The organism is Allobosea sp. RCC_152_1, assembly GCF_041360765.1.
In the GTDB taxonomy this organism is placed as follows: domain Bacteria; phylum Pseudomonadota; class Alphaproteobacteria; order Rhizobiales; family Beijerinckiaceae; genus Allobosea; species Allobosea spartocytisi.
The window spans coordinates 181,789-193,349 of record NZ_JBFUPU010000003.1; the positions used below are offsets into that span (position 1 = coordinate 181,789).

General features: G+C 66.3%; 11 protein-coding genes. 4 read left to right on the top strand and 7 right to left on the bottom strand.

Going from position 1 to position 11,561, the window contains the following annotated elements:
- The first annotated feature begins 80 nt into the window (after nt 1-80).
- On the top strand, nt 81-641 hold the full coding sequence (locus AB6806_RS12690) for a HutD/Ves family protein (RefSeq protein ID WP_142020039.1): 561 nt from the start codon (nt 81-83) through the stop codon (nt 639-641).
- 164 nt (nt 642-805) lie between these two features.
- Here the strand turns inward: AB6806_RS12690 and AB6806_RS12695 are convergent, their stop codons facing one another.
- The gene (locus tag AB6806_RS12695) at nt 806-1,885 is read right to left on the bottom strand and encodes a citrate synthase/methylcitrate synthase (RefSeq protein ID WP_142020037.1); all 1,080 of its coding nucleotides are present in this window, start codon (nt 1,883-1,885) and stop codon (nt 806-808) included.
- An 88-nt stretch (nt 1,886-1,973) separates the two neighbouring features.
- Here AB6806_RS12695 and AB6806_RS12700 point away from each other — a divergent pair, with 88 nt between their 5' ends.
- Nucleotides 1,974-3,113, top strand: coding sequence for a citrate synthase family protein (locus AB6806_RS12700; RefSeq protein ID WP_370954704.1), 1,140 nt, complete (start codon nt 1,974-1,976; stop codon nt 3,111-3,113).
- Here AB6806_RS12700 and AB6806_RS12705 read toward each other — a convergent pair.
- From AB6806_RS12705 to AB6806_RS12725, 5 genes are all read right to left on the bottom strand, one after another.
- Nucleotides 3,110-4,363, bottom strand: coding sequence for a class I SAM-dependent methyltransferase (locus AB6806_RS12705; RefSeq protein ID WP_465247210.1), 1,254 nt, complete (start codon nt 4,361-4,363; stop codon nt 3,110-3,112). The genes AB6806_RS12700 and AB6806_RS12705 overlap by 4 nt on opposite strands.
- Nucleotides 4,364-4,524: 161 nt before the next feature.
- Nucleotides 4,525-5,304 (bottom strand): ABC transporter ATP-binding protein, encoded by a 780-nt coding sequence (locus tag AB6806_RS12710; protein ID WP_185747771.1) that lies wholly within the window; start codon nt 5,302-5,304, stop codon nt 4,525-4,527.
- Complete coding sequence (locus AB6806_RS12715) at nt 5,301-6,074, bottom strand: ABC transporter permease (RefSeq protein ID WP_038360769.1); 774 nt, start codon at nt 6,072-6,074, stop codon at nt 5,301-5,303. The genes AB6806_RS12710 and AB6806_RS12715 overlap by 4 nt, the downstream gene beginning before the upstream one ends.
- Nucleotides 6,071-6,583 carry a mismatch-specific DNA-glycosylase gene (locus tag AB6806_RS12720; protein WP_142020029.1) on the bottom strand — a complete coding sequence of 171 codons (513 nt, stop codon included), beginning with the start codon at nt 6,581-6,583 and terminating at the stop codon, nt 6,071-6,073. The genes AB6806_RS12715 and AB6806_RS12720 overlap by 4 nt, the downstream gene beginning before the upstream one ends.
- A 155-nt stretch (nt 6,584-6,738) precedes the next feature.
- Complete coding sequence (locus AB6806_RS12725) at nt 6,739-7,698, bottom strand: ABC transporter substrate-binding protein (protein WP_210245549.1); 960 nt, start codon at nt 7,696-7,698, stop codon at nt 6,739-6,741.
- A gap of 239 nt (nt 7,699-7,937) precedes the next feature.
- On the opposite strand from AB6806_RS12725, the gene AB6806_RS12730 reads away from it, so the two are divergent.
- Nucleotides 7,938-9,494: an acetolactate synthase large subunit gene (locus tag AB6806_RS12730; RefSeq protein ID WP_370954706.1), complete on the top strand. Its 1,557-nt coding sequence runs from the start codon at nt 7,938-7,940 to the stop codon at nt 9,492-9,494.
- Between the two features lie 166 nt (nt 9,495-9,660).
- Nucleotides 9,661-10,407, top strand: a complete 747-nt coding sequence (locus tag AB6806_RS12735) for an acetoacetate decarboxylase (RefSeq protein WP_038360763.1) — start codon at nt 9,661-9,663, stop codon at nt 10,405-10,407.
- A 67-nt stretch (nt 10,408-10,474) separates the two neighbouring features.
- On the opposite strand, the gene AB6806_RS12740 is transcribed toward AB6806_RS12735, so the two are convergent.
- The gene (locus tag AB6806_RS12740) at nt 10,475-11,521 is read right to left on the bottom strand and encodes a histone deacetylase family protein (protein WP_370954707.1); all 1,047 of its coding nucleotides are present in this window, start codon (nt 11,519-11,521) and stop codon (nt 10,475-10,477) included.
- Between the last annotated feature and the right edge of the window lie 40 nt (nt 11,522-11,561).

Consider the following 11,561-nt stretch of genomic DNA (forward strand, 5'->3'; position numbering starts at 1 on the left):
ACGTCCCCCTGGATTGCTTCGTCGCTTCGCTCCTCGCAATGACGGCGGTTGCGACGCGCTCACCTGTCAAGGATCACCTCATGCGCATCATCCGCGCCACCAATTGCAAGGTCATGCCGTGGAAGAACGGCGGCGGGACCACGACCGAAATCGCGGTCGCGCCTGAAGGCGCCTCGCTCGGTGATTTCGACTGGCGGATATCGATGGCGCATGTGGGCGCAGATGGTCCGTTCTCGTCCTTTCCCGGTATCGACCGGACGCTCTCGGTGCTGACCGGCAACGGCATCCGGCTGGCCTTCGGCGACGGCGAGACGGTTTCGCTCGACCGCGCGACGGCGCCGTTCTTTTTCGCCGCCGACCGGGCGGTGGATGGCGTTCTGGTCGACGGGGCGATCGACGATCTCAACGTGATGAGCCGGCGCGGCCGCTGGCGGCACCGGGTCGAGCGCTTGTCGGGTGAAGGTTCGCTCCTCGCGAGCGAAGGCCTGCTGGTGCTGGTCGCCCGCAAGGGCGACTGGCTGGTGAACGGCATGAGCTTAGCAGCCGGCGACAGCGCGATCCTCGACGCGCCGGGGCATGTCGAACTTGAGGTGAGCGGCAGTGAGGCAGAACTCTACGCCGTGTGGCTGACCGCATCATAGATAAGCGCGGGATCCCCTCTCCCGGATGGGAGAGGGGTAGGGGTGAGGGACCGCCGCTCATTATCGGAAGGCAACGGCACCGCTGCGGCTTTATCCGCAAGGGCAGGCCCTCATCCCTGCCCTTCTCCCACACGGGAGAAGGGTTCCCCGCGCCCTACCTGAACCTACGCCGCCTGGCGCGGCTGCGGGCCGACATAGACCGATTGCGGGCGGATCAGACGGCCTCCGGCGATCTGCTCCTTGGCATGGGCGAGCCAGCCCGTCGTCCGCCCCAGCGCGAAGACGCAGGTGAAGGAATCCGGCGTGAAGCCGAGCGCCTCCAGCAGGAGCGCGGTGTAGAACTCGACATTGGTCTCCAGCGTGCGGTTGGGCTTGCGCTCGCGCAGGATGGCGAGCGCCGCCTGCTCGACCGCCTCGGCCAGCGCGAGGCGCCCGCTATCGGCGCCGAGCCGGCGGATCGCGCCCTTCAACGCGTCAGCGCGCGGATCGCGGACGCGGTAGATCCGGTGGCCGAAGCCCATCAGCCGGTCGCCGCGGTCGAGCGCGGATTCCAGCCAGGTGCGGGCATTGGCGGGCGTGCCGATCGCATCGAGCATCTCGATGACCGGGCCAGGCGCGCCGCCATGGAGCGGCCCCTTCAACGCCCCGATGCCGGCCAGCACCGCCGAGACCAGCCCGGCGCGTGTCGAGGCGACGACGCGGGAGGCGAAGGTCGAGGCGTTGAGGCCGTGATCGGCGACCGTGACGAGGTAGGTGTCGAGCGCGGCCGCCTGCTGCTTGGTCGGCGCCTTGCCGGTCAGCATGCGCAGTGTGTCTGCGGCCTGCGACAGCGCCGGATCGGGTGCGACCGGCGCGAGCCCTTGCCGCAGACGCAGCGAGGCGGCCGTGAACACGGCCGGCGCCGCCAGCAGCCGCAGGACCGTGCCGGCGTCCTCACCATCGGGGATCAGCGCCGTCATCGCCCGGATCATCTCTACCGGTCCGAGCGTCACTGGGACGGCTGCCTTCTGAACGACCGTCTCGAACAAGTCCTGACGCGCCGCGCCGAGCGCCGCCGGCAGATCCTTCATCGCAGGCAGGTCCGGCACGAAGCCGTCAAGCATCAGCGCGGCCATTTCCTCGAAGGAGGTATGGCCGGCGAGTTCATCGAGGCTGTGGCCGCGCATCACCAGCCGGCCCGCCGCTCCATCGACTTCCGAGAGCACGGTATGGGCGGCAACGACATCTTCAAGGCCATCGGACATGGCGGTTCCCCTCAACATCTGAGGCCTTGAAGATTGATAGCTTCACCAGTAGAATCAATCTTGAACAATATAATCAATGTATTTTTCGATGACCGACTGGCTGACGGCGCAACAGGTGATGCAGCGGCTCGGGCTGAAGCCGCAGACGCTCTATGCCTATGTCAGCCGCGGGCTGATCGAGGCGCGCGGCGATGCGGGCGACTCGCGCCGTCGGCTCTACCGAGCCGAGGATGTGGCGCGGTTGGAGCATCGCAAGGCGCGGGGGCGGAAACCGGCGGCCATCGCAGAGGATGCGATCGCCTTCGGCGAGCCGATCCTGGCCTCGGGCATCGCCACGATCCAGCGCGGCAAGCTCTGGTATCGCGGGCAGGATGCGGAAAAGCTGGCCGAGATGGCGAAGCTGGAGGATGTCGCGCGGCTGCTCTGGGATTGCGGCTCGCAGCGCTTTCCGCCGCTGTTCACGATCGTGCCGGAGGCGCCGGCCCGGCAGCGCATGTTCGCGGTGATCGCCGCCCGCGCCGCCAGCGACCCGGCCATGGCCGGCCGGACGAAGAAGGCGCTTTATCTCGAGGCTGCCTCCGTCATCGACTCGCTCGTCGACGCCATCGCCGGGCGGCCGGGACAGGGGCCGATCCATCACCGGCTGGCGCTGGCCTGGGGCTGCGACGAACGCGGCGCCGATCTGATCCGCCGCGCACTCGTGCTGCTGGCCGACCACGAGCTCAACGCCTCGACCTTCTCCGTCCGGGTCGCGGCCTCGACGCGCGCTTCGCTGGCCGCCTGCATCTTGGCGGGGCTCGCGACGCTGTCCGGGCCGCTGCATGGCGGGATGACGCCGCGCGTCCTCGGACTGATGCGCGAGATCGCAAGCGAAGGCGTGGAAATGGCGGTCTCGGCGCGGCTGGCGACCGGCATGCCCCTGCCCGGCTTCGGCCATCCTCTTTACCCCGATGGCGATGCGCGGGCGCGGGCGCTGCTCACGGCCTTCTCGCTACCACCGGCCTATGAGGAGACGCGCCGGGCCGTCACGGCGCTGACCGGCGAGGAGCCGAATATCGATTTCGTACTGACGGCGATTGCGAGCGAACTCGGACTCGCCCCGGATGTATCCTTCCAGATCTTCGCCGCCGCGCGCTGCGCCGGCTGGATCGCGCATGCGCTGGAACAGGGCGAGACCGGACGATTGATCCGGCCTCGCGCCCGCTATGTCGGGCCGGAGCTGGGCTAGGCCGGCTCGGCAACCTTCGCCTGCGCAGGCTTGCGCCCAAGCTCGCCCTCGCGCTCTTCGATATAGCCGCGCGTGATCGGCAGGCCGTCGAGCTTTTTCGCGAGCTGGAACTGGAACACCACCAGATCGTCGTGCCGGAAGCTCGCTTCGGAGGCGGCGAGATAGAACTCCCACATCCGGGCGAAGCGCTCGTCATACATCGCCACCGCCTCGTCGCGCCGGGCGAGGAAGTTCTCGCGCCACACCTTCAGCGTCTCGGCATAATGCAGGCGCAGCACCTCGACATCGGTGATGACGAGCCCTTCCTTCTCGACTGCGGCCGAAACCTCCGACATGGCGGGGATATAGCCGCCCGGAAAGATGTATTTGGCGATGAAGGGGTTGGTCGCGCCCGGCGGCGAGCTGCGGCCGATCGTGTGGATCAGCGCGACACCATCATCGGTCAGCAATTCGCGGACCTTGCGGAAATAGTCGCGGTAATAGCCGACGCCGACATGCTCGAACATGCCGACCGAAACGATGCGGTCGAAGCTCTCGGTCAGGTGACGATAGTCCTGCAAGCGGAACTCGACGGGCAGGCCGGATTCTGCGCCCCGATGCTTCGCGATGGCGAGCTGCTCCTCCGAGAGCGTGATGCCGGTGACGGAGGCGCCGGTTTCGCCGGCGATCGAGAGCGCCATGCCGCCCCAGCCGCAACCGATATCGAGCACGCGCTGGCCCGGCTGCAGATCGAGCTTGCCCATGATGTGGCGCTTCTTGGCAAGCTGCGCCTCGGCAAGCGTCATCTCCGGCCGCGCGAAATAGGCGCAGGAGTACTGCATGTCCGGATCGAGGAAGAGCTTGAAGAAATCGCTCTTCAGATCGTAGTGGTGCGCGACATTCCGCTTCGCCAGTGTCGGCGTATTGTGCTGGTGGAAGCGGCGCACTGCCGTCCGCAGGCCGTCGAGCGTCTTGCCCCAGCCTTGCGGGCGCGCCTTGTGCACCGCGGTCACCAGCGCATCGAGCAGATCGTAGAGCGAGCCCTGCTCGACGACGACGCGCCCGTCCATCACCGCCTCGCCCAAAGCGAGCTCGGGATTGAGCGCGAGCTTGAGTTCCGTAGGCGTGTCAACAATCCGCATCCGCAATCGCGGTGCGCAACCTCGCCCGACGGATTGCAACGTTCCATCGGGGAAAACCACATCGATCCGCGGCTCGATCGCCAGCCGCGACAGCATTCTTGCAACCAGTGAACGCATTGGCCCCACCATTGGCAGTGCCCCCTTGTTGTTCAAAAGATGGCAAGCGAAATTGTCGCCGTAACTCCATTTGCGCGCAAGGCTGCCCCTCGCCTGCGTCATGACAGCGCAGGCAAAGCACACACATCACGCAAGGAAAGCATAGCCACCTCAACCGCTGGTAGTGCTCTCGCTCAGGGATCGGCCGCGATGACCTCAGCCCGGATCTCCTCGACGAGTCGCTCCTTCAGCGCGACGAATTCCGGCGTCGTCTTGATGGTGTACGGCCTTGGATGCGGCAGATCGACCGCGATATCGGCCTTGATCCGCCCTGGCCGCGCGCTCATCACCACGACGCGCGAGCCGACGAAGATCGCCTCCTCGATGTCGTGGGTGACGAAGAGCACCGTCTTCCGCTCGCGCTCCCAGATGCCGAGCAGCATTTCCTGCATCAGGGCGCGGGTCTGGTTGTCGAGCGCGCCGAAGGGCTCGTCGAGCAGGAGGATTTTCGGATCGTTGGCGAGCGCGCGGGCAATCGCCGTGCGCTGCTGCATGCCGCCCGAGAGCTGCTTCGGGAAGTGGTCCACGAAACTAGAAAGCCCGACGCGCACCGCCCAGTCGCGCGCGATCTTCATGCGCTCCGCGACCGGCACGCCCTTCTCGCGCAGGCCGAAGGCGATGTTCTGCTGCACCGTCAGCCAGGGGAAGAGCGTGTAACTCTGGAAGACGAAGCCGCGATCGGCGCCCGGCCCCGCGACGGGCGCGCCATCGAGCAGGATGCGGCCCTCGCTCGCCGTCTCCAGCCCGCCGATGATGCGCAGCAAGGTCGACTTGCCGCAGCCGGAGGGGCCGAGGATGGTGATGAAGTCATTGTCGGCCACATTGAGCGAGGTGGGCATCAGCGCCCGCGTCGGCTCGCCTCCGCGCTGCGCGGGGAAGACCTTGCCGACCTTGTCGATGACGAGCTTGCTCACAGCTTGGCCCACGGAAACAGGCGCTGGTTGACCGCCTTGAACAGGAAATCCGAGATCAGGCCGATCAACCCGATGACGATGATGCCGAAGATGATCTGCCCGGTGTTGAGCAGTGCCTGGCTGTCGGTGATCATGTGGCCGATGCCGGAGGACGAGCCGATCAATTCGGCGACGATGACATAGGTCCAGGCCCAGCCGAGAACGAGGCGGAAGATCTCGGCGATCTGCGGCGCCGCGTTCGGCAGCAGCACGCGGCGCACCACCGAGCGGTCGCTGGCGCCGAGCGTATAGGCGGCATCGACCAGATCGCGCCGGACCCCGCCGACCGCCACCGCGATCATCAGGATGAGCTGGAAGACCGAGCCGAGGAAGATGACGAGGAGCTTCTGCGTTTCGCCGATGCCGGCCCAGAGGATGAGCAGCGGAATGAAGGCCGAGGCCGGCAGATAGCGCGCGAAGGAGACGAAGGGTTCGAGGAACGCCTCGATCGGCTTGTAGGCGCCCATCAGGATGCCGAGCGGCAGCGCCACCACCGCCGCGATGACGAAGCCACCGACGACGCGCCAGATCGTCATCATGATGTCGAAGCTGAAGCCGTAGCGCGTCATCAGGCTCCAGCCCTCGCCGACCATGGTCAGCGGATCGGCCAGGAAGAGCCGCTGGACATAGCCGCCGAAGGTCGCGACCGACCAGAGCGCGACGAAGAGCGCGAAGAAGGCGAGGCCGTAGCCGACGCGCGCGCCGCCTGAGACGGGTCTGAGCGGTTTCATGGGGTTTCGGTTCCGGTCATGGCGCGCGCCAGATCTTTCCAGGGTTCGATCGACCAGAAGCCGGCGGCCGCGCCGGAGGTCGAGGGCAGGATGAAAATGCCCGAACCGGCGAAGGTGCCGGGCTGCAGGCCATAGGCAATTGAACCGGCAGCCGCTCCCAGCGCCGCCTGCGCCGCACGCTTTCCGTTGAAGGCGACATAACGCGGGCGATGGGCGGCGATCCGCGCACGCAGCCCTTCTGCATCGAAATGGGCGCCGCGCAAGGCCGAATCCGGCCCCGATGTCAGCTTGGCGACATCGGTGAGGCCGATGCCGTAGCGCGGCAGCTCCCGGAAACGCTCCGGGGCGAGCCGTTCCGGAATCAGCCCGATCTCGTGGATGACGCTCCAGAACTTGTTGCCCGGCCCGGCATAGTAGGCACCGCGCGCCGCCGAGACGGCGCCGGCCTGCGTGCCGCAGAAGACGACGCGCAGATCGGGTTCGAGCACGTCGGGCAACACCGGCGGCATTCGTTGTTCAGGGCGTGATGTCTTCCGCGATAACCGCGCCGTCATTCCGGGCTTGCCCCGGAATCCATCCTAGAGCGCCGAGCCCTCCGATGGATTCCGGATCTGCGCTGCTGCGCAGCTTGTCCGGAATGACGGTCGTGGTTCCGCTTCATCCTTCACTTGCCTTCGACGAACTTCGTATCGACCAGCGTGGCCAGATCGGGCTTGGCCTTGATCAGGCCGATCTCCAACAGCAGATCTGCGGCCTTGGCGTTGAAGGCCTGCCAGTCGCCGGCGAAGAACTTCCGGTTCCCCTCGGCATCCGACCAGCGCAGATAGGCCGCCGATTTGCCGAACTGCTCGCCGGTCTGCTTCACATCCGCGCCCATGATCTCATAGGCCTTGGCCTGATCGCTCTTGATCATCGCCACGGCCTCGAAATAGCTCTTGGTCAGCGCAGCCGCAGCCTTCTCGTCGGCGAGGAAGGCCGGGGTGCAGCCGAAGGTGTCCATCACCATCGGATAGTCGAGGGTGGTGGCGATGATCTTGCCAGCATCGGGCTTGTCGCGCACGGCCGAGAGATAGGGCTCATAGGTCAGCGCCGCGTCGTTCTGGCCGGCGATGAAGGCCTGCGCCGCCGGACCCGGCTCCATGTTGACGACATTCACATCCTTCACGGAGAGGCCGTTCTCCTTGAGCATCCAGGCCAGGGCGAAATAGGGCGAGGTACCCGGCGCCGAGGCCGCGACCGTCTTGCCCTTCAGATCCTTGATCGAGGCCGTGGTGTTGCGCGTCACCATGCCGTCGGCGCCGTAGCTCTTGTCGAGCTGGAAGATCTGCTTCGTCTTGATGCCGGCGGCGTCCCAGACCAGCCAGGTCTCGACCGTGGTCGCGGCGCACTGGATGTCGCCGGAGGCGATGGCGAGGTGGCGGTCCTTCTGCGGGATCTTCTTGATGGTCACGTCGAGACCGTTCTTGGCGAAGATGCCGGCCTCCTTGGCGAGCACCAGCGGCGCGAAGCCGGTCCAGCCGGAAATGCCGATCGCGACCTTCGTCTGCGCCTGGGCCGCACCCGCCGCCAGGAGAGTAGCGAGGCCGAAGCCGAGGCCGGCACTGACGCGCTTGAAGACTGCCATGGTGGAAACCCTTCCCCTGCTTTTTGACTGACCCGTCATCCACGACGCCAGAGCTCGCGGCCGGATGCAACCTTCGTTCCAAATCAGGTTAAATGCCTATGCAAAACCGTCAAGCCGCCGATCACAGCCGCTTGGGGAAGCCATGACATTCTCTCGTTTGACACAGGCTGCGCAATTTCCTCCCCTCACCGTCCGAGGCACATCGCCTCTGTTCTCTTCCAGCCTTCGAGGTTTCCGGGATGAATGGCGCCGACCGCCTTTGCGACACGCTGCTGGTCAACGATGTCGATGTCTGTTTCGCCAATCCCGGCACCTCGGAGATGCATTTCGTGGCGGCGCTCGACCGCAAGCCGCAGATGCGCTGCGTGCTCGGCCTGTTCGAGGGCGTGGTGACCGGCGCCGCCGATGGCTATGCCCGCATGGCCGACAAGCCGGCCGCCACCTTGCTGCATTGCGGGCCGGGCATGGCGAATGCGCTCGCCAACATGCACAATGCCAGGCGCGCCCGCACGCCGATGATCAACGTCGTCGGCGACCACGCCACCTACCACCTCGTCCATGATGCGCCGCTGACCAGCGACATCGAATCGCTGGCGCATCCGATGTCGCATTTCGTGCGCCGCATCGCTTCGGCCGAGGATGTCGGCCCGGCGATCGAGGAAGCCTATGTCGCCTCGCTGACGCTGCCCGGCGTCACCACCGTCATCCTGCCGGCCGATTGCGCCTGGAACAGCGTCGAGCCCGCCGCGCTGAAGCCGGTTAAGCTGCCGGCGCTGAAGAGCGTCGATGCCGCCACGATCCGCGACATCGCCGCTGGCCTGCGCCAGCATGGCGCGCGCGCCGCGATCATGCTGACGGGCCTCGCCTTGCGCGAGAAGCCGATGGAAATGGCCGCCCGCATCTGCGCCGCGACGGGTGCGCAGATCTTCGCCCAGATGTCGAACGGGCGCATCCAGCGCGGCGCCGGCCGCGTCGCGATCCCCAAGATCCATTATCCCATCGACAAGGCGCTCGAGCAGCTCAAGGACGTCGATTATCTCGTGCTGGTCGGCGCGCAGACTCCCGTCGGCTTCTTCGCCTATCCGGGCAAGCCGGGCCGGCTCGTCCATGACGGTTGCGAGGTCACGGCGCTGGCGCAGCCCGGCGACGATCTGCCTGCCGCGATCACCGCTCTCGCCGAGGAGATGGGCGCGACGAAGACGGCGCCGGCCTTCATCGCGCCGCCGCGCAAGGAGCAGCCCGGCCTGCCGACCGGCCCGCTCGATGCCGACAAGGTCTGCAGCATCGTTTCGACGCTGTTGCCGGAGAACTGCATCATCTGCGACGAGTCGGTCTCCTCCGGCCGGATGTTCTATTTCGACTGCCACAGCGCGCCGCAGCACGACTATATCCAGCTCACCGGCGGGGCGATCGGCGAAGGCATTCCGCTCGCCGTCGGTGCCGCGGTGGCCTGCCCCGACCGCAAGGTCATCGGCATGCAGGCCGACGGCTCCGGCATGTACACGGTACAGGGGCTATGGACGCAGGCGCGCGAGAATCTCGACATCGTCACCGTGATCTTCGCCAACCGGACCTACCAGATCCTGCATGGCGAGATGCGCGCCGTCGGCGTCAATGATTTCGGCCGCAACGCCACGCAGATGCTCAATATCGACGAGCCGGCGCTGGATTGGGTGATGATGGCCAAGGGCATGGGCGTGGAAGCCGCCCGCGCCACCACGGCCGAGGAGTTCACCAGCCTGTTCAAGGCCGCGCTGGCCAAGAAGGGGCCGTTCCTGATCGAGGCGGCGATCTGAGAGGCCGTTCGAGAAACACGCCCTTCACCCCCAACAACAGGTCTCGGGGTGGAGGGCCATCTTTGCGCGAGCCATGAGGAGGGGCTTCCCGTTTCGTCCGGTCACCATCAATCTGTCGCAGTGCCCCTGCCAGAGTTGCGGCTGATTTCGAGAAGGAGCGACCAGCATGAATCGGGACGAGATCCTCAAAGCGCCGTCGATGCCGGTCTTCAGCCCGAGCTACCCGCATCCGCCGAACCGCTTCATCAAGCGCGAATACCTCATCATCACCTATGAAACCGACCCGGAGGTGATCCGCGCGGCGCTGCCCGAGCCGCTCGAGCCCGCGCCCGGCAACCTCGTCTTCTACGAGTGGATGAAAATGCCGGATTCGTCCGGTTTCGGCGATTACGAGGAAAGCGGCACCGGCATCCGCGCGCTCTACAAGGACGAGCCCTGCAACTTCTCCGTCCAGATGTATCTCGACGACGAGCCGCCCATCACCGGAGGACGCGAGATCTGGGGCTTTCCCAAGAAATACGGCGTGCCGCGGCTCAAGGTCATGAAGGACACGCTGACCGGCACGCTGCACTATGATGGCGAGCGCGTGGCCATGGGCACGATGACCTACAAGCACCGCAGCCTCGAGAACCAGCTCGACAAGGTTCGCGACGGCATCGCCGGCCTGAACGTCAACCTGAAGCTGCTTCCCGATGTCGACGGCTCGCCGAAAATCGCGCAGCTCGTCGGCTATAACCTCACCGACATCACCGTGCATGGTGCCTGGGAGGGCGAGGCAAGGCTACACCTCATCCCTCACGTCAATTGCCGGGTCGCCGATTTTCCGGTGCGCCGGATCGTGAGCGCCCGCCACCAGGTCGTCGACTTCACCTTGCCCTATGGCCGGGTGCTGCACGACTACCTGGCGACGTGACGCCGGCGCTTGGTCCTCAGGCATCGGCTTTTCCCGAAAACCGCATGCCACTTTTCGGGCCGATGCTCTAGCGAGCGAACTCGCCCAGGAACGCGTCGAGGCAGTCGCCGATCGCCTCGATGGCATAGCCGCCCTCCTGCACGACCAGCGTCGGCAGGCCGAAGCCTTTCACCTGCCGACCGATCGTGCCGAAATCGCTCGCTTCCAGCTTCAGCACGCCGATCGGGTCGTCCTTATGGGCGTCGTAGCCGAGCGCCACGACCAGCACCTCAGCCCCGAAATCGCGGATCGCCTTGCCGGCGCGGTCGACCGCCGCCTGCATCTCCGCCCCGCCCGCGCCATGCGCCAGCGGCAGGTTGAGGTTGAAGCCCTCGCCCGGGCCATTGCCGCGCTCATCGTCATAGCCGGTGTAGAAGGGGTAGTAATTCGCCGGGTCGGCATGGACCGAAATCGTCAGCACATCGTCGCGGCGATAGAAGATCTGCTGCGTGCCGTCGCCGTGATGGGCATCGACATCGAGGATTGCGACCTTGCCGAATGTCGAGCGCAGGCGCTGGGCGGCAATCGCCGTGTTGTTGACGTAGCAGAAGCCCGAGGCGCGATCGGCGCGGGCATGATGGCCGGACGGACGGCACAGCGAATAAACCGCGCGCTCGCCGGCAAGGATCGCGTCGGCGCCGGACACGGCGGTCTCGGACGAGCGCAGGGTCGAATGCCAGCAATGCTCGCCGATCGGCACGGAGAGATCGCCGAGATACCAGCCGAGCTGGCCGATGAAGCCGGTCGGGCGGCAAGGCGGGCGGACATCTTCGTCCGGACGCCCGCTCCAATAAGGGAAGGTGTTCGGCCAGACCTCCGGACCGCGCTCCGACGGAAGCTCCTGCCAGCGCCGCCAGGCACTCTGCAGGAAATCGACGAAGCCCTCGTCATGGACCTTCAGGATCGGCTCGACGCCATGCTCCGCCGGCCGCTCCGGCGTGATGCCATGCTTCGCCAGTGCGCCGAGCAGCTTTTCCGTCCGTTCCGGCAGGTCCTTGGGCGCGACGACCTTGCCGAAGCGCATATATTGCTGGGGATCATGGAGCGCCTGGTCGGGGTGGTAGAAGGCACGCATCGGCTGGCAAATCCTCTAGGCTGAGCCGCCTCGACAGCGG